The organism is Flavobacterium channae (assembly GCF_021172165.1).
Classification (GTDB): domain Bacteria; phylum Bacteroidota; class Bacteroidia; order Flavobacteriales; family Flavobacteriaceae; genus Flavobacterium; species Flavobacterium channae.
In genome coordinates, this window is sequence record NZ_CP089096.1 from 123833 (window position 1) to 140466 (window position 16634).

The following is a 16634-nucleotide window of genomic DNA, read 5'->3' on the forward strand; positions in this document are numbered from 1 at the left end:
AAAAACATTGAGATATTTAGTAATAGCCATTTTATTTGTTACTTTTTTTACCGCTTGTAATTCAAAAGAAGAATCAGAAAAAACAAAAAAAGCAGTAGTAAAAAAAGAACCTATCATAAAAGAATACGGATTTACCTTTAACGACTTCAAAGTAGTTAGAGATACAATTCGTTCAGGCGATACTTTTGGTAAACTTTTAGAAAAATATCCATTAAAAGATAGTTTACGAGTTCATGATGTTACCGAAAAAGTAAAAGATTCTTTCAATGTAAGAAGAATTAAAGCAGGTAAACCTTACATCATGTTTCTCGATAAGAAAAAGCCTAACACGCTTCAAGCTTTAGTTTATATCGAAGATAGAATTAGCTATACTGTTGTTGATTTTAGAGATTCAATAGCAGTTTTCAATAAAAAGAAACCCACTACTTTAAAGAGAAGAGTAGTAGCAGCAGAAATCGAAGGTTCATTATCCGAAACGCTTAGCAATGCTGGAGTCAGTGCTGGTTTAGCCAATAAGTTAGCGAATATTTACGCTTATACTGTCGATTTCTTTAAAATTCAAAAAGGTGATAAATTTGCGGTTACCATAAACGAACGCTATATCGACGATTCCATTTATGTTGGTGTAGAAAGTATCGAAGCTTCTTACTTTGAACATAAAGGCAAGAAAATTTTCGCGTTTCCTTATAAATTGTCCGAAAATCAAAAATATGAAGACTATTATGATGAAAACGGAAAAGGTTTAAAGAGTATGTTTTTAAAGGCGCCATTGGATTATTTTAGAATCTCTTCACGTTTTTCGGGTAGACGTTTCCATCCGGTTCAAATGCGTTTTAAAGCACATAACGGAACTGATTATGCTGCGCCACATGGAACTCCTATTAAAACAACTGCTTCTGGAGTTGTTGAAAGAACAGGTTATACTGCTGGAAATGGAAATTTCGTAAAAGTTCGTCATAGTTCAACATATTCTACGCAATATTTACACATGTCCAAGATTTTAGTTCGCAACGGACAACGCGTTACGCAAGGACAAGTAATTGGTAAAGTAGGAAGTACTGGTTTGGCCACTGGTCCACACGTTTGTTATCGTTTTTGGAAAAATGGCGTTCAAGTAGATCCGCTTAGGCTGAAATTGCCAAATGCCGAACCGATGAATGAATCACATAAACAAAAATATTTAGCGCATATTGCTCCTTTAAAGAAAGAATTGGATAGTATAACTGCAGTAAAATTTAAAGAATAATGACACTACCAAAAGTAAATCCGTCACAAACAGCTGCATGGCAGCAAATACAATCACACTTTGAGAAAATGCAAGCAACTTCTATGAAAGATTTGTTTGCTTCTGATACAAATAGAGCTGAGAAATTTCACATACAATGGAATGATTTTTTAGTTGATTATTCTAAAAATATTGCCAATCAAGAAACGTTAGATTTATTATTGAATTTAGCTAATGAAGTGCAATTAAAAAAAGCGATTTCAAGTTATTTCCAAGGCGATTTAATCAATCAAACCGAAAACAGAGCGGTTTTACACACGGCGCTTCGTGCAAAAGAATCAGCCAATATTTTGGTTGATGGCGTTAACGTAATGCCAGAAGTATATTCGGTAAAAAATAAAATTAAAAACTTCTCAAACGAAGTTATCTCAGGAAATAGAAAAGGATTTACAGGAAAACCATTCACGGATATTGTAAATATTGGAATTGGCGGTTCTGATTTGGGTCCAGCGATGATTGTAGAAGCCTTACAATTCTATAAAAATCATTTAAACGTTCATTTTGTTTCCAATGTAGATGGCGATCACGTTAACGAAGTAATCAAGAAATTAAATCCAGAAACTACTTTATTTGTAGTCGTTTCTAAAACGTTCACTACGCAAGAAACCTTATCCAATGCCGAAACCATCAGAAGCTGGTTTTTACAATCCGCTTCACAAGACGATGTGGCGAAGCATTTCGTAGCGGTTTCAACTAATATCCAAAAGGTAACCGAATTCGGAATTAATCCCGACAACGTTTTCCCAATGTGGGATTGGGTTGGAGGTCGTTTTTCGTTATGGAGCGCGGTAGGTTTATCTATAAGTTTAGCTGTTGGATTTGATAATTTCGATAAGTTATTGAAAGGTGCCAACGAAATGGACGAACATTTCAAAAACGAATCTTTCGACAAAAATATTCCGGTAATTTTAGCTATACTAAGCATTTGGTACAACAACTTTTTTGGTGCCGAAAGCGAAGCTTTAATTCCGTACACTCAATATTTACAAAAGTTAGCTCCTTATCTACAACAAGGTATTATGGAGAGTAACGGAAAAAGTATTGGAAGAGACGGAAAACCTGTAAATTATCAAACTGGAACAATTATTTGGGGCGAACCTGGAACAAATTCGCAACACGCGTTTTTCCAGTTGATTCATCAAGGAACCAAATTAATTCCAACAGATTTCATCGGATTCAAACAATCACTTTACGAAAACAAAGACCATCATGACAAATTGATGTCGAATTTCTTTGCGCAAACCGAAGCTTTATTGATGGGTAAAACCGAAGCGCAAGTAAAAGCAGAATTCGAGAAACAAGGAATTTCAGGTGAAAAAGCCGATTTTCTATTGCCTTTCAAAGTGTTTTCAGGAAATAAACCAACAAATACGATTCTAATCGATAAATTAACGCCAGAGTCATTAGGTGCTTTAGTGGCAATGTACGAACACAAGATTTTTGTGCAAGGTATCATTTGGAACATCTTCAGTTATGACCAATGGGGCGTGGAATTAGGAAAACAATTAGCTAATTCCATCTTAGACGAAATCGAGTCGAAAGAAGTGAAAAATCACGATAGTTCTACTTCGTTTTTGTTAAAAGCGTATTTGAAATAAGTTTTTGAAATACATGATATAAAAACCTCTTATTCATTTTTTTGGGTAAGAGGTTTTTTAATTTCCTATATTTGTAATTCACTTTAAAAAAAATTAGGTATGTACGAAACTATTCAATCCGTTCACTCTATCTTAGCTTATGCCGCTTTAGGGCTTTTAGTATTAGCTTCAATTAATGCCATTTTTGGATTAACCTCTAAAAAATTATTTACCGATAAAGACTTACGTTTGTCTTTATTCACTTTAATCATCTGCCATATTCAATTGTTAGTAGGTTTGATTTTGTATTTTGTTTCTCCATTAGGATTAGAACAATTAGGTAACATGAAAGACGCTGCTGTGCGTTTAACTTCGTTAGAGCATCCATTAATTAATATTATTGCTTTAGTATTAATCACAATCGGATGGTCAAAACACAAAAAAGAAGAAAGTAACAACGGAAAATTCAAAAAGATTGCCGTTTTCTATACATTAGGTTTAATATTAATCTTATCGAGACTTCCTTGGGCTAACTGGTTCAACTAGTCTTTGGTACAGTCTTTGGTAATAAGTCAAGAAAATCAATAAATTATGAAGAAAAACATCTTAATAATAGCATTTGTATTACTTATTGCCGCATTAGTAGGCTTTTCTAATGGAACTAAATCTGGTTTCGTTAGAAAAGCTTCTTTATATGATACCGTTAAGAAAAAAGATTCCCTCCAACTTTTAGATTCGATAAAAAAATCAGACTCTATTCGAGTGGCCGATTCTATAGCTAATCTAAAAACCAAACTATACAAGAAAAACGTAGAAGCTTCGCATTATTCCGATAAATTAAATGGAAGACGAACCGCAAGCGGACAAGTTTTTAGCAACAAAAAATATACGGCGGCACATAAAACGCTAAAATTTGGAACGAAAGTAAAAGTAACCAATTTAGCCAATAACAAAAGCGTTATCGTAACTATCAACGATAGAGGTCCGCACACTAGAGGAAGAGAAATCGATTTGGCAAAACGTCCCTTTTTAGATATTTCTCATAATAATGGACGCTCACTTTTACGTGTGAGTTTAGAAATCGTAGAGTAATTATTTCAATTTACTTCCTTTTGAAGCCCACCAAGGCACCGTTTCCACAACTAATCTTCCTGCTTTTACTGCTGGATCAAGATTAGCTAAACTATCCGCTTCTTTCATAGTTTCGGTATTGAAAAGTAAGAATCCTGAAATCGTTTCATGTTTATCAGATGGACCAGCGACACTAATTTTATTCGTTTTCGCTAACCAATTGATATGTTCCATATGCTTTTTCTGAATTTCCGCCGCTTCTTCTTTCGAATGTTCACGGTTAGGACCTTTTTTAAGCATGACCAAAAAATATTTCTGCATCACATACGTAGTATCGCCTTCTTTGTAGCTAACGGTTTCGTGATTGGTTTTCGGTTTGTCAGGATAAATTACGGTATTTGAACCGCAAGAAAACAATAAAATTGTTGCCAATATTCCAAAAAGTGCTTTCATTTTACCAAGATTTAAAAGGATTATTACTCAAGTAAGCATTGTAATAACGTTCGTCAGAAGTGACTTCTTTCCCTAACCAATTCGGTTTTTCAAAAGATTCAGTTTCCGATTGTAGTTCTATTTCCGCTACGATTAAACCTTCGTTTTCACCTGCAAAAACATCAACTTCATACGTATGTTTCCCCATAGGAACTTCGTAACGAATTTTATCAATAGCGCCTTTTTCACAAAGTAGTAACAAGGCTTCAGCTTCTGAAATGGAGATTTCTTTTTCCCACTCAAAACGACTCATGCCCGATTCGTTTCCTTTGCCTTTTATGGTTAAAAAACCTTTGTCACCTTTGATTCTAACTCTAACGGTTCGTTCGGGATTCGAATTCAAATAGCCTTGTACAATTCTAAACTGAGTCCTACTTTCCGAAATAAAATCGGTTGACGTGACTAAAAATTTGCGCTCTATTTCTGTCAAAATTTAATATTTATTTAGGCTTCTAAATTACTAAAAAATACTTTCTCTTTGTATCTTTACGAATCTATGACCAAAATTATGAATTTATTTACAAGCAAAAATCATCTTTCTCCCGATGTAATTCTTAAGAAATACTTTAACGAATTACAGCTCTGGCGTAATGAAGAAAACGAAATTGATATTTTAGTTCAATTGGTTAACGCCGTCCGTCCAAGAAATCCAAAAAAACCAGAACAAATAACTCTTTTTCCTATTATCGAATTTTTTACAAATAACGATGAGGAACGAATCAACTTTGTAGCGTATTTGCAAACGGTTTTACAAAGCAAAAATTTCGACGCCATTTTAACTGATGCCGGAATTCTTCAAGATACCGATTTCTTCTACGAAGTTAAAAAGCGTGTTTTTGCAAAAGTTTTACCCTATCAAGCGCCAAAAGACACCTTACAATATGTTTTAAATCAGGTTTTTTATGTGGATTCTGATCCGGTTTGGATTAATAAAATTCCAAAATCTGAGTTAGAAACGCTTTTTGAATTGTTTCAATTTGAGACGATTTATGAAAACGTTGCGGTCAATTCGCCTTTGTATGAAGTGATGCAAGCTATCAATCTGCTTTCGCAAAGAACCAGCGGGAAAGCCCTAGAATCTGACGTAATGAAAATGGTGCCCGAATATGCTGGTTTGGAAAGTCCATTTGCTGCTTTTGAAAAAGAATTGTATGCCATTGAAAATACGATTCGCAATAAAGAATCGGAATTTTACACCACTTCATCTGATATCAATTACAAGCAATTGTTGGTGTTGTATAAACAATGTAACGAATTTGTTGAGAAAGCCTTTCAAAACTCCTCTAAATACGGAATTTCGCTACGTGTGAATCAAAACTTGTTGCGCATCAAACAACAGTTGTATCGCGTAGGTGTTTTGATGCCACTTTTGGTAATCGATAAACCCGAAGACAAAAAAGCAAAATCAATTGAATTAGCGATTAAACTCATTAAATACAATTGCTTAAAAACCAACGTTAGAAAGTTATTTAACGAAAGCACGCAATTGTTATCGTACGAAATCACGCAACACACCGCAAAAACAGGCGAACACTATATAACCGTTTCTAAAACCGAGTATTTTAAAATGCTTTATGCGGCTATGGGCGGTGGTTTAATCGTTGGATTTTTATGTATTATTAAACTGTTGTTTTCTAAAATTGAAACTAGTGATTTTGGTCACGCCTTTTTATACAGTTTAAATTATTCTTTAGGATTTATTGTTATTTACCTTCTCGGATTTACGCTAGCAACTAAGCAACCTGCAATGACGGCTGCTGCATTAATTAGTGCGCTTGAAGATGGTTTGAAAAAACAAGCCAATGGCGATGGTGAAAAACACAAAAGTTTTGCGGTTTTGTTTGCCAGATTATTCCGTTCGCAGTTTGTGGCGTTTCTTGGAAATGTTATCATGGCGTTTCCTGTTGCTTTATTAGGAATTTGGTTAATCGATACGACGTTTGGAAATAATATTGCCGAAGTAAAATGGTTCAAATTCATCACCGATTTAAATCCAATAAAATCGTTGTTGCTTTTTCATGCCGCTATTGCTGGATTTTTCTTGTTTTTATCTGGAATTATCTCAGGAAGTGTTGCCAACAAAGACAAACATTACAATGTAAAATACCGCATAGAAGAACATCCTTGGTTAAAAATGACTTTTGGAAAAGAAAAAACAAAACGTTTTGCCAAGTGGTACGATAAAAAATGGGCAGGTTTAATTTCCAATTTTTGGTTTGGAATTTTCCTAGGAAGTACATCATCTGTTGGTAAATTTCTTGGATTAGCTTTAGATATTCGTCACATTACCTTTGCGAGTGGAAATTTAGCATTAGCCTTATATGGCGCAAAATTTCATGTTGAGCAAAGCATGATGATTTGGGGAATTATTGGGGTTTTCATGATTGGAATTGTCAACTTTTTAGTGAGTTTTGGGTTGTCTTTAGGATTGGCTTTCCGCTCTCGTAATATTCCAATTACCGAATTACGACCAATTATTACCTCTATAAAACAGCATTTTTATAGAAAACCGATGAGTTTCTTTTTTCCTACCGAATAAGTTATGAGCGAACACTACCGAAAAATAATTCACGTTGACATGGATGCGTTTTATGCATCGGTAGAGCAAATGGACAATCCGGAGCTGAAAGGAAAGCCTTTGGCTGTTGGTGGAAGCGAAGTTCGTGGAGTGGTTTCTGCAGCAAGTTATGAGGCAAGGAAATTTGGAGTTCGAAGTGCTATTAGCGGCATCCAGGCAAAACGATTGTGTCCGGATTTAATTTTTGTACGACCACGATTTGACCGATACAAAGAGATTTCGAAGAAAATTCGCAAGATTTTTCATGAATATACCGATTTAGTGGAACCGTTATCGCTCGATGAAGCCTATTTAGACGTTACCGAAAACAAAAAAGGCAATCCGAGTGCGACATTAATAGCGCAAGAAATCAGAAAACGTATTTTTGAAGAAGTTGGGTTAACCGCTTCAGCTGGAATTTCCGTAAATAAATTTGTGGCTAAAATAGCTTCGGATTATAACAAACCTAATGGACAAAAAACGGTAAATCCTGATGAGGTGGAAATTTTTTTAGAGAAATTAGACATTAAAAAGTTCTATGGTGTAGGCAAAGTCACTGCCGAAAAAATGTACCAATTGGGAATTTTTACGGGTTACGATTTGAAACAAAAATCGCTGGAATATTTAGAAAAACACTTTGGAAACAGCGGTTTGCATTACTATCAAATTTGTCGTGGCATTCACAACAGCGCAGTAAAACCTAATCGTAAGATAAAATCCGTTGGAGCGGAACGAACATTTGGCGAAAATTTATCTTCCGAAATTTTTATGGAAGAACGTTTGCAAAGCATTGCTAAAGAATTAGAAAAACGCTTGCAAAAAAGCAAAATATCAGGAAAAACCATCACCTTAAAAATAAAATATTCCGATTTTACATTACAAACGCGAAGTAAAACATTGCCTTATTTTATAAGCGATAAACACATTATTTTAGATGTTGCTAAAGATTTACTTTACCAAGAACGTTTGAGAAATTCGGTGCGATTGTTAGGTATTTCGGTGAATAATTTAAACAACGAAGAAAAAACTAAAACCGCTTTACCTCAAAAAAGTGTTTCGGTACAATTGAAGTTTGAGTTTTAAAAAGTTGAAATTTTAACTAAAAGTATAGAAAAACTATAACAATGGTGTTGTAGGATTTTTGTTATATTGCATAATGATGTGATAAATTTTAATTTTTTTAACCAAATTGTATAAATAAATGGATTGGATTATTGAGAATAAAGATTGGATATTTAGTGGAATAGGTGTTTTAATTATAGGAATTATTATTAATTATTTTATTGATAGAAACAAACAAAATGATAAACTCGGAATATTAGATAATTCTTCTGAGTCTAGTGTTGAAGTTAAAAATGAAGTTGTTATTAACAATATTCTTGAAGGAAAAAATTCTGGTAATCTTGCACCAAAGAGTGCGTTATCTTCAAAAGACGAACTTGAAACTAGAAAAAAGTTAACAAATATTCTTTTTGTTGATGATGATACTAAATTTAAAATTATAAAAATTCTTAATGTATCTGGATGGATTAACACGAAAATAATTAAAGATATTGATAATCCAGATTCTGATTTAGTGAAAAATTCACACATACTTTTTGTCGATATTAATGGTGTTGGTATAAAAATGGGATTTAAAGATGAAGGTTTGGGTCTGGCTAATTATTTAAAGAAAAAATATCCCGAAAAAAAAGTAATTATTTATTCAACTGAACAAGGCGGAAATAGATTTCATGAGGCATTGAGAAAAGTTGATGATTTTCTTCATAAAAATGCAGAACCTTCAGAATTCCAGGAAATTATTGAACAATTTAGTGCAGAAGTTGATTTGAAATGAGAATTCAATTAAAAAATAAGAATAGAATAAATTTGTACTCTGATTTTTCGGCTGAGTGTAATTCGTGTATTAATAATTGCTCAAGTTTAACACTAAAAGTTAAATGCCCTGTCTATGAAGATCAGAGAAGAATTGGTTTTAAAACTAATGAGTTTGGAGAGGTTTTTTGTTGTTCATCTTCAAAGGATTATTGTTTAAGTTCAAAAACCTTTATTAATAAATTAGAATCAATTCTTTTTGGATTAAAAGAGATTGAAATTATTAAGGAACAACTTAATCTTGATTCTCAAAAATTGATTCATAATCTAACCAAAACAAATGGTCATAATATTCAAGAATTATATGCCGTTGTCCCACAAGATTTGTTGACACAGAATTTAAATCAACAACTTGATTCGATTCAAAAAAAGATTTTAGAGAATCCTGAAGAGGCAGCGAGAACTTTTTTAAGAATTGCAAAAAATAATGCCGCGATGAAAGCTGAATTTTCTGTTATTAATAAGTTAATGGAAGGAGAAAGTACTATAAGAAACAGAAGGCATCAAATTAGAAAAGTTACATTGAATTTATTTCACATTTTCTTTCAAGATTTTAAAGACATTAGTGTTTATGTTAATTTTGAAGAGAACGATGATTATTTGATTTTTGACTATGAAATTTTACATGTTGCACTTTATCATCTAATTGATAATGCAACAAAATACATTAGGCCTAATTCAATATTCAATGTTAGGTTTCAGAAAGATGAAAATAATTTTTATCTAAAATTGGAAATGTCTTCTTTGAAAATTAGTAATGAAGAGAAGCGTAACATTTTTCAAGAAGGAGTTTCTGGATTGATGGCAATAAAATTAGGTAAATCTGGTAAGGGCCTTGGTTTGGGTACAACAGCTAAAATTTTAGAATTAAATAATGCAGAATTAATTATTGATAATAATGTAGATCCTCAAAAAGCCTATAAAGAAAAAGGCATTGAATATGAAGAGAATGTTTTTACAATAAAATTTAAAAATTATACACTTCAACAATACGGAAAAATAGGTTAATTTATTTTATTCGACTCTATTTTTTTATTAGTCATGTAAAAAAAATCCGTTCTGAAATTCAAAACGGATTTTTTATATAATTTAAAGCTAAGCTTATTCTATTTCAGAAACACGCATCGTGTTTACCATTCCTTTTGCTACGATAGGCATTGCGGCTAAGTTTACTACCATATCGCCTTTTTTTACGTATTTCTTTTCTTTACAAATCGTGTTGATATCGTCGATGGTGTCGTCTGTACTTACTAACTTGTCATAGAAATACGCTCTAACTCCCCATAACAAGTTCAATTGCGTTAAAATACGTTTGTTAGACGTAAATACCAAAATATGCGATTTTGGTCGCCAAGCCGAAATTTGGAACGCCGTATAACCCGAGTTGGTTAACGTTGTAATCGCTTTCGCATTAATGGTATCTGCCATTTGAGAAGCGTGGTAACAAATCGATTTGGTAATATAACGTTGGTTTTTTACTTGTGGCTGCGATAACGGCACTTTAATTAATGGCGAATCTTCCACACTTTCAATAATACGTGTCATGGTTTGAATTACTTCCACAGGATAATTTCCTACTGAAGTTTCCCCTGATAACATTACCGCATCAGCTCCGTCCATTACTGAGTTTGCTACGTCGTTTACTTCGGCACGTGTTGGGGTTAATGACGTAATCATCGTTTCCATCATTTGTGTTGCCACGATTACTGGAATACGAGCTGTTTTTGCTCTGTGAATCAATTTTTTCTGAATCAATGGCACTTCTTCTGCAGGAACTTCCACACCTAAATCACCACGAGCTACCATCAAACCATCGCAAAATGCTACGATTTTATCAATGTTCTCAACTGCTTCTGGCTTTTCAATTTTAGCAATAATCGGAATTTTATGATCCGAATGTTCCGCAATTAAATCTTGTAAATCTTCTAAGTCATTTGGGGTTCTCACAAACGATAATGCAATCCAATCTACTTTGTTTTCGATAGCAAATTTAGCATCGCGAATATCTTTTTCGGTTAAAGCAGGAAGCGAAACTTTTGTGTTTGGTAAATTCACCCCTTTTTTCGATTTTAATGGGCCACCTTGAACTACCACCGCTTCAACTTCAGTGTTTTTATCGGTTTTTGTTACTTCGAAAATTAATTTTCCGTCGTCTAATAAGATTCTTTCTCCTGGATTTACGTCTTTTGGAAACTCTTTGTAGTTCATATAAACACGTTCAGATGTTCCTAAGATGTCTTCTGCTGTGGTAAAAGTAATTTTGTCGCCTTTACTTACTACCACGTCTTCTTTCATTACACCTACACGTAATTTCGGACCTTGTAAATCGGCTAAGATGGAAGTAGTATAACCAAACTCATCGTTCAGTTCTCTAATCATATCAATTCTGGCACTAACATCGGTATAATCAGCGTGCGAAAAGTTAATTCGGAAGACATTAACTCCAGCATCCACCATATTTTTAAGCACTTCTTTTGTACTACAGGCAGGACCTAGTGTAGCTACAATTTTAGTTTTTTTGTTTGTTGGCATTTTAATTAAAAAATTAAATTATTTTTTGATTTTAAGTTTGTTGTATCAACGGAATAAGCAGTAGTTATGTTTTTAATTTTCAATATGCTATCGATAATTACATCGGCATCAAAGCCATAATCGATATTTTCAATTTTAATTAAATAATCTGCTTTTTTATATTCTGGAAGTAAAAAAACGGTGATGTCAACTTGTTCAAAAAGTGAACTCGTTTGTTTGTTCGAATTGATAATCGTGGTTTTATTTTCGATTAAGGTCCAAATTACATCGTTTTTTTCATCATCAAAAGTAAAATTCTCAAAAGCGCTTTTTCCTTCTGAAATGGCAATTTCTACGTAGTTATCATTTTTTTGTAACTGCAATCCCAATTCTTTGTTTAAGCAATACGCTAATTTGTAATCTTCTAAAGATGTATGAATGGCGATTAACTCATAATCATCTGAAATAAAATCGTTTATTTGAATTTTATGAATGGCCATTTTCCAAAATTAAGTCGTAAAGATAAGGTTAAAATACGTTAAAAACTACCCATTGAGTAGTTCTTAACGATAATTTATAAACGAAAACGTTTGAGTAGAGAATTATTTTTTTGAAATTTTTTCTTGTAATGCAAAATAGGCTCTTTGAGCTGCTTTTTCTTCCGCTTTTTTCTTTGAAGTAGCTCGAGCTTTAGCAATAATTTTGTTGTTAATTGACAATTTTACGCTGAAATATTTTTGTCCTTCTTGACCATTATCTTCAATAAAATCAAAAGCGAAAGGAGCTTTTTCTTTTTGACACCATTCGATAATTAAACTTTTGTAACTGATGACTTTACCTTCTAATTTAGCAATATCAACATATTGTTTAATAATTTTATTTTGAATAAATTTTTCGCAATAAGTAAACCCTTTATCTAAATAAATGGCGCCAATAAATGCTTCAAACAAATTACCATGAATGTTTTCTCCAAATTGACTCGAATTGACTTTACTTTCTACAAATTGGACTAAGTTGAAATCACGACCTAGTTCATTCAAATGTTCTCTACTTACAATTTTAGAGCGCATTTTTGTCAAATAACCTTCATCTCCCGAAGGAACTTCACTATATAAATGAGCAGCTATAACACTTCCTAACATAGCATCGCCAAGGAATTCTAAGCGCTCATAATTAAAAGGATTTCCTTTTTCGTCTACTTTATTAGCTGAGCGATGAGTAAATGCTTTTTTGTAATATTTTAATTCATTGGGCTGAAAACCAAGGATTTTCGTAATTTTTTCAAAAAAAATCCCGTCTTCTGGAGAACGGGAATTTTTTCGTATTTTATTAAATAAACGACGCATGTTTAGTTCTCAAATTTTTTGAATAAAACACAAGCGTTATGTCCACCAAAACCAAAAGTATTACTCATAGCCACTTTAATTTCGCGTTTTTGCGCTTTGTTTAAAGTTAAGTTTAATGATGGATCAATGTTTTCGTCTACTGTTGTATGATTAATCGTTGGTGGCACAATACCGTTTTGCATCGCTAATATAGAAGCAATTGCTTCAATAGCACCAGCAGCACCAAGTAAGTGACCTGTCATCGATTTTGTCGAGTTAATGTTGATGTTTTTAGCGTGATCACCAAAAACATGGCTAATTGCTTTTAACTCAGCAACGTCTCCAAGCGGTGTTGAAGTTCCGTGAGTGTTAATGTGGTCTACATCTTCTGGTTTTAAGCCAGCGTCACGTAAACAGTTTTCCATCACGGCAATTACTCCAATTCCTTCTGGGTGTGGAGCCGTTAAGTGATACGCATCAGAAGATAAACCACCCCCACCTACTTCACAGTAGATTTTAGCACCACGAGCAATCGCATGTTCGTACTCTTCTAATACTAAAGCACCAGCACCTTCACCTAAAACAAATCCATCACGAGTAGCATCAAAGGGTCTTGAAGCGGTTTCTGGACTTTCGTTTCTAGTTGATAAAGCTTGCATAGAGTTAAATCCGCCCATACCTGCAATGGTTACAGCTGCTTCAGAACCACCTGAAACAACAACATCACACATTCCTAAACGAATGTAGTTGAACGCATCTACTAAAGCATTTGCCGAAGAAGCACATGCAGAAACCGTAGTATAGTTAGGTCCCATGAAACCATTTCGCATTGAAATGTGTCCAGGAGCAATATCTGCAATCATTTTAGGGATAAAGAATGGATTAAAACGCGGTGTTCCATCACCAGCGGCATAACTCATTACTTCGTCTTGGAAAGTTTGTAAACCTCCAATACCCGCTCCCCAAATAACTCCAACTCTATGTTTGTTTACATTTTCTAATGTAATTCCTGAATCTTTAATGGCTTCGTCACTCGCAACAATAGCATATTGAGCAAACTTATCCATTCTGCGAACCTCTTTTTTGTCGATAAAATCTTCTACATTGAAGTTTTTAATTTCACAAGCAAATTTGGTTTTATGCTTTTCAGTATCGTAATAAGTAATAGGGGCAGCGCCACTTTTTCCGTTCACAAGACCGTCCCAATATTCTTGAAGAGTATTTCCAATAGGAGTTAACGCTCCAAGACCTGTTACAACAACACGCTTTAATTGCATATTCTAATATTTAAAAAATCGTTTAAACAAATAATACCCGTGTTTTCTTTAGTTATTAGGGATAAAGAGACAAGGGTATTTCAATATAATGTGATTGAAATTCAATCAAAAATAGTCTAATTTTCTTTAAAATAATAAAAACCCGCATGCAAAATTGCACACGGGCGTTTTATTTATTATTTTTTAGCTTCTTCGATGTAAGAAATAGCTTGACCTACAGTAGCAATGTTTTCAGCTTGGTCGTCTGGAATTTGGATATCAAATTCTTTTTCGAACTCCATAATAAGCTCAACAGTGTCTAATGAATCAGCTCCTAAATCATTTGTGAAGCTTGCTTCTGTTACAACTTCGTTTTCGTCAACTCCTAATTTGTCTACGATAATCGCTTTTACTCTTGATGCAATGTCTGACATAATCTTTAATTTTTAATTTAATTTGTTGGCAAAAATAAAAAACTTTATTTTAAAACCACCTTTTTGTTACTAAATGTGACTACGAAAATAAAAAAAAATATTCACAAAGGCTTCTTTTTTTTATTTTTTACCAATAATTATTCTTTTTTTTGTGGGAAGAAATCCATACTGAAATGAAGAATATTGTGCTTTTTGCTTCCGGAAATGGCTCAAATGCGGAAGAAATTATTCGCTATTTTAAAAAAAATAACCAAGGAACTGTAGTCGCTATCTTTTCTAACAAACCAGATGCCAAAGTGTTAGATAGAGCAAAAAATCATGATATCCCTTCAGTAGTTTTTAATAAAACGCAGTTAAATGAAGGTTTTGTGTTGGAACAATTGCATCAATTTCAACCCGATTTAATCGTTTTAGCCGGATTTCTACTGAAATTTCCAGAGTCTATATTAAAAGAATATCCAAAAGTGATTAACATTCATCCTGCATTATTGCCAAAATACGGCGGAAAAGGAATGTACGGCATGAATGTACATCAAGCTGTTTTGGAAAATAAAGAAAAAGAAACCGGAATCACCATTCATTATGTAAACGAACATTACGATGAAGGCGAATTTATTTTTCAAAAATCAGTCAACATCGAGGATTGCAAAACTGCGGAAGAAATTGCGCATAAAATCCATGAATTAGAACATCAATATTTTCCAACGGTTATTTCTGAAGTTCTAAATTCTAAATTCTAAATTCATAATTTGTCACACGAAGTCCACATATACACAGACGGCGCTGCCAAGGGAAACCCTGGGCCGGCTGGCTATGGCGTGGTGATGGAAATGGTAGGGACACCCTATAAAAAAGAATTTTACGAAGGTTTCCGATTGTCGACCAATAATAGAATGGAATTGTTAGCGGTAATTGTAGGTTTAGAGAAATTAAAAAATCCAAAAACCAAAGTCTTAGTCGTTTCCGATTCGAAATATGTGGTGGATGCGGTAGAAAAACGCTGGGTGTTTCAGTGGGAAAAAATCAATTTCAAAGCCAAGAAAAACCCTGATTTATGGATGCGTTTCTTAAAAGTGTATCGCAAACACCAAGTCGATTTTCAATGGGTAAAAGGACATAACAGTCATCCGCAAAACGAACGTTGTGATGAATTGGCAGTTATGGCTTCGCAACAAGAAAAATTATCTATTGACGAGTTTTATGAGCGTGAAGAAGGGAGGTTGTTGTAAAAGATTAATTTTTAGATATATAACCTTTTGCAACTCTGCAACTAAAAGATTATCTTTGCACCTTATTTCAAATTCAATTTAATGAACAAACTATTAATAGTAGGAACAGTAGCTTTTGATGCTATTGAAACACCTTTCGGAAAAACGGATAAAATCTTAGGTGGAGCAGCAACTTACATTGGTTTATCCTCTAATTTTTTTAATGTTGATGCAGCAGTAGTTTCTGTTGTTGGAGAAGATTTTCCAAAGGAATATTTAGATTTATTAGAAAACAAAGGAGTAAATATAGAAGGAATTGAAATCGTAAAAGGTGGAAAAACGTTCTTTTGGAGTGGAAAATACCACAACGATTTAAATTCTCGCGACACTTTAGTTACTGAATTAAACGTTTTGGCTGATTTTAATCCAGTTGTTCCGCAAGCATATAAAAATTCAGATGTAGTTTTATTAGGAAACTTGCACCCAATTGTACAATCTGGTGTTTTAAACCAAATGACCGAAAGACCAAAGTTAGTAGTATTAGATACAATGAACTTTTGGATGGACTGCGCATTACCAGAATTATTAGACGTTATTAAACGTGTAGATGTAATTACAATTAATGACGAAGAAGCACGTCAGTTATCTGGAGAATATTCTTTAGTTAAAGCAGCTGCTAAAATCCATACAATGGGACCAAAATATGTGGTAATTAAAAAAGGAGAACACGGAGCATTATTGTTCCACAATAAAGAGGTTTTCTTTGCCCCAGCATTACCATTAGAAGAAGTGTTTGATCCAACTGGTGCTGGAGATACGTTCGCAGGAGGTTTTGCAGGTTACATTGCACAATCTGAAAACATCTCTTTTGACAATATGAAAAATGCCATTATTTATGGTTCTAATTTAGCGTCTTTCTGTGTAGAGAAATTTGGTACAGAAAGAATGGAAAATTTAGATAGAAAAGAAGTTAATGCTCGTTTACAACAATTTAAGTCATTAACGCAATTTGAAATAGAATTAGAAGAATAAAAACGTGCCTC

18 protein-coding genes are annotated in these 16634 nt (G+C 33.5%); 11 read left to right on the forward strand and 7 right to left on the reverse strand.

Annotated features, from left to right (window positions below; all coding sequences use genetic code 11):
- Positions 1 to 7 precede the first annotated feature (7 nt).
- The 4 genes from LOS89_RS00565 (at position 8) to LOS89_RS00580 (ending at position 3954) form a co-directional block, all read left to right on the forward strand.
- Positions 8 to 1246, forward strand: a complete 1239-nt coding sequence (locus LOS89_RS00565; protein WP_231835790.1) for a M23 family metallopeptidase — start codon at positions 8 to 10, stop codon at positions 1244 to 1246.
- Positions 1246 to 2883 carry a glucose-6-phosphate isomerase gene (gene pgi, locus LOS89_RS00570; protein WP_231835791.1) on the forward strand — a complete coding sequence of 546 codons (1638 nt, stop codon included), beginning with the start codon at positions 1246 to 1248 and terminating at the stop codon, positions 2881 to 2883. Before LOS89_RS00565 ends, pgi begins: the two co-directional genes overlap by 1 nt.
- Positions 2884 to 2982: 99 nt before the next feature.
- A complete protein-coding gene (locus LOS89_RS00575) occupies positions 2983 to 3408 on the forward strand; it encodes a hypothetical protein (RefSeq protein WP_231835792.1) in 426 nt (141 codons plus the stop codon).
- Between the two features lie 45 nt (positions 3409 to 3453).
- Positions 3454 to 3954, forward strand: coding sequence for a septal ring lytic transglycosylase RlpA family protein (locus tag LOS89_RS00580; protein ID WP_231835793.1), 501 nt, complete (start codon positions 3454 to 3456; stop codon positions 3952 to 3954).
- On the opposite strand, the gene LOS89_RS00585 is transcribed toward LOS89_RS00580, so the two are convergent.
- Together LOS89_RS00585 and LOS89_RS00590 are read right to left on the reverse strand one after the other, a co-directional pair.
- Positions 3955 to 4386, reverse strand: coding sequence for a YciI family protein (locus LOS89_RS00585; RefSeq protein WP_231835794.1), 432 nt, complete (start codon positions 4384 to 4386; stop codon positions 3955 to 3957).
- A gap of 1 nt (position 4387) precedes the next feature.
- On the reverse strand, positions 4388 to 4855 hold the full coding sequence (locus tag LOS89_RS00590) for a CYTH domain-containing protein (protein WP_231835795.1): 468 nt from the start codon (positions 4853 to 4855) through the stop codon (positions 4388 to 4390).
- Between the two features lie 78 nt (positions 4856 to 4933).
- Between LOS89_RS00590 and LOS89_RS00595 the strand changes: the two genes are divergently transcribed.
- From LOS89_RS00595 to LOS89_RS00610, 4 genes are all read left to right on the forward strand, one after another.
- Entirely contained in the window at positions 4934 to 6964 is a 2031-nt protein-coding gene (locus LOS89_RS00595) for a site-specific recombinase (RefSeq protein ID WP_231835796.1), read from the forward strand.
- Positions 6965 to 6967: 3 nt separating this feature from the next.
- Complete coding sequence (gene dinB / locus LOS89_RS00600; RefSeq protein ID WP_231835797.1) at positions 6968 to 8065, forward strand: DNA polymerase IV; 1098 nt, start codon at positions 6968 to 6970, stop codon at positions 8063 to 8065.
- Positions 8066 to 8183: 118 nt separating this feature from the next.
- Positions 8184 to 8819 (forward strand): response regulator, encoded by a 636-nt coding sequence (locus tag LOS89_RS00605; RefSeq protein ID WP_231835798.1) that lies wholly within the window; start codon positions 8184 to 8186, stop codon positions 8817 to 8819.
- The gene (locus LOS89_RS00610; protein ID WP_231835799.1) at positions 8816 to 9865 is read left to right on the forward strand and encodes a histidine kinase; all 1050 of its coding nucleotides are present in this window, start codon (positions 8816 to 8818) and stop codon (positions 9863 to 9865) included. The genes LOS89_RS00605 and LOS89_RS00610 overlap by 4 nt, the downstream gene beginning before the upstream one ends.
- A 93-nt stretch (positions 9866 to 9958) precedes the next feature.
- Here the strand turns inward: LOS89_RS00610 and pyk are convergent, their stop codons facing one another.
- From pyk to LOS89_RS00635, 5 genes are all read right to left on the reverse strand, one after another.
- On the reverse strand, positions 9959 to 11389 hold the full coding sequence (gene pyk / locus LOS89_RS00615) for a pyruvate kinase (RefSeq protein ID WP_231835800.1): 1431 nt from the start codon (positions 11387 to 11389) through the stop codon (positions 9959 to 9961).
- Between the two features lie 5 nt (positions 11390 to 11394).
- Positions 11395 to 11868 (reverse strand): IPExxxVDY family protein, encoded by a 474-nt coding sequence (locus LOS89_RS00620; protein WP_231835801.1) that lies wholly within the window; start codon positions 11866 to 11868, stop codon positions 11395 to 11397.
- A gap of 102 nt (positions 11869 to 11970) precedes the next feature.
- Complete coding sequence (gene rnc / locus LOS89_RS00625) at positions 11971 to 12714, reverse strand: ribonuclease III (protein WP_231835802.1); 744 nt, start codon at positions 12712 to 12714, stop codon at positions 11971 to 11973.
- A gap of 2 nt (positions 12715 to 12716) precedes the next feature.
- Positions 12717 to 13970 carry a beta-ketoacyl-ACP synthase II gene (gene fabF / locus LOS89_RS00630; protein WP_231835803.1) on the reverse strand — a complete coding sequence of 418 codons (1254 nt, stop codon included), beginning with the start codon at positions 13968 to 13970 and terminating at the stop codon, positions 12717 to 12719.
- A 176-nt stretch (positions 13971 to 14146) separates the two neighbouring features.
- Positions 14147 to 14383, reverse strand: a complete 237-nt coding sequence (locus LOS89_RS00635; protein ID WP_007137004.1) for an acyl carrier protein — start codon at positions 14381 to 14383, stop codon at positions 14147 to 14149.
- 173 nt (positions 14384 to 14556) lie between these two features.
- Here LOS89_RS00635 and purN point away from each other — a divergent pair, with 173 nt between their 5' ends.
- The 3 genes from purN (at position 14557) to LOS89_RS00650 (ending at position 16623) form a co-directional block, all read left to right on the forward strand.
- The gene (gene purN, locus LOS89_RS00640; RefSeq protein WP_231835804.1) at positions 14557 to 15123 is read left to right on the forward strand and encodes a phosphoribosylglycinamide formyltransferase; all 567 of its coding nucleotides are present in this window, start codon (positions 14557 to 14559) and stop codon (positions 15121 to 15123) included.
- A 9-nt stretch (positions 15124 to 15132) separates the two neighbouring features.
- Positions 15133 to 15612 (forward strand): ribonuclease HI, encoded by a 480-nt coding sequence (rnhA, locus tag LOS89_RS00645; protein ID WP_231835805.1) that lies wholly within the window; start codon positions 15133 to 15135, stop codon positions 15610 to 15612.
- Positions 15613 to 15693: 81 nt separating this feature from the next.
- Entirely contained in the window at positions 15694 to 16623 is a 930-nt protein-coding gene (locus tag LOS89_RS00650) for a PfkB family carbohydrate kinase (RefSeq protein WP_231835806.1), read from the forward strand.
- Positions 16624 to 16634: the final 11 nt, after the last annotated feature.

What these genes read in the sequence shown, in the direction of transcription:
- pgi (WP_231835791.1), top strand. Translation starts at nt 1,246, where the DNA reads ATGACACTACCAAAAGTAAATCCGTCACAAACAGCTGCATGGCAGCAA.
- LOS89_RS00575 (WP_231835792.1), top strand. Translation starts at nt 2,983, where the DNA reads ATGTACGAAACTATTCAATCCGTTCACTCTATCTTAGCTTATGCCGCT.
- LOS89_RS00580 (WP_231835793.1), top strand. Translation starts at nt 3,454, where the DNA reads ATGAAGAAAAACATCTTAATAATAGCATTTGTATTACTTATTGCCGCA.
- LOS89_RS00585 (WP_231835794.1), bottom strand. Translation starts at nt 4,386, where the DNA reads ATGAAAGCACTTTTTGGAATATTGGCAACAATTTTATTGTTTTCTTGC.
- LOS89_RS00595 (WP_231835796.1), top strand. Translation starts at nt 4,934, where the DNA reads ATGAATTTATTTACAAGCAAAAATCATCTTTCTCCCGATGTAATTCTT.
- dinB (WP_231835797.1), top strand. Translation starts at nt 6,968, where the DNA reads ATGAGCGAACACTACCGAAAAATAATTCACGTTGACATGGATGCGTTT.
- LOS89_RS00605 (WP_231835798.1), top strand. Translation starts at nt 8,184, where the DNA reads ATGGATTGGATTATTGAGAATAAAGATTGGATATTTAGTGGAATAGGT.
- LOS89_RS00610 (WP_231835799.1), top strand. Translation starts at nt 8,816, where the DNA reads ATGAGAATTCAATTAAAAAATAAGAATAGAATAAATTTGTACTCTGAT.
- pyk (WP_231835800.1), bottom strand. Translation starts at nt 11,389, where the DNA reads ATGCCAACAAACAAAAAAACTAAAATTGTAGCTACACTAGGTCCTGCC.
- LOS89_RS00620 (WP_231835801.1), bottom strand. Translation starts at nt 11,868, where the DNA reads ATGGCCATTCATAAAATTCAAATAAACGATTTTATTTCAGATGATTAT.
- rnc (WP_231835802.1), bottom strand. Translation starts at nt 12,714, where the DNA reads ATGCGTCGTTTATTTAATAAAATACGAAAAAATTCCCGTTCTCCAGAA.
- fabF (WP_231835803.1), bottom strand. Translation starts at nt 13,970, where the DNA reads ATGCAATTAAAGCGTGTTGTTGTAACAGGTCTTGGAGCGTTAACTCCT.
- LOS89_RS00635 (WP_007137004.1), bottom strand. Translation starts at nt 14,383, where the DNA reads ATGTCAGACATTGCATCAAGAGTAAAAGCGATTATCGTAGACAAATTA.
- purN (WP_231835804.1), top strand. Translation starts at nt 14,557, where the DNA reads ATGAAGAATATTGTGCTTTTTGCTTCCGGAAATGGCTCAAATGCGGAA.
- LOS89_RS00650 (WP_231835806.1), top strand. Translation starts at nt 15,694, where the DNA reads ATGAACAAACTATTAATAGTAGGAACAGTAGCTTTTGATGCTATTGAA.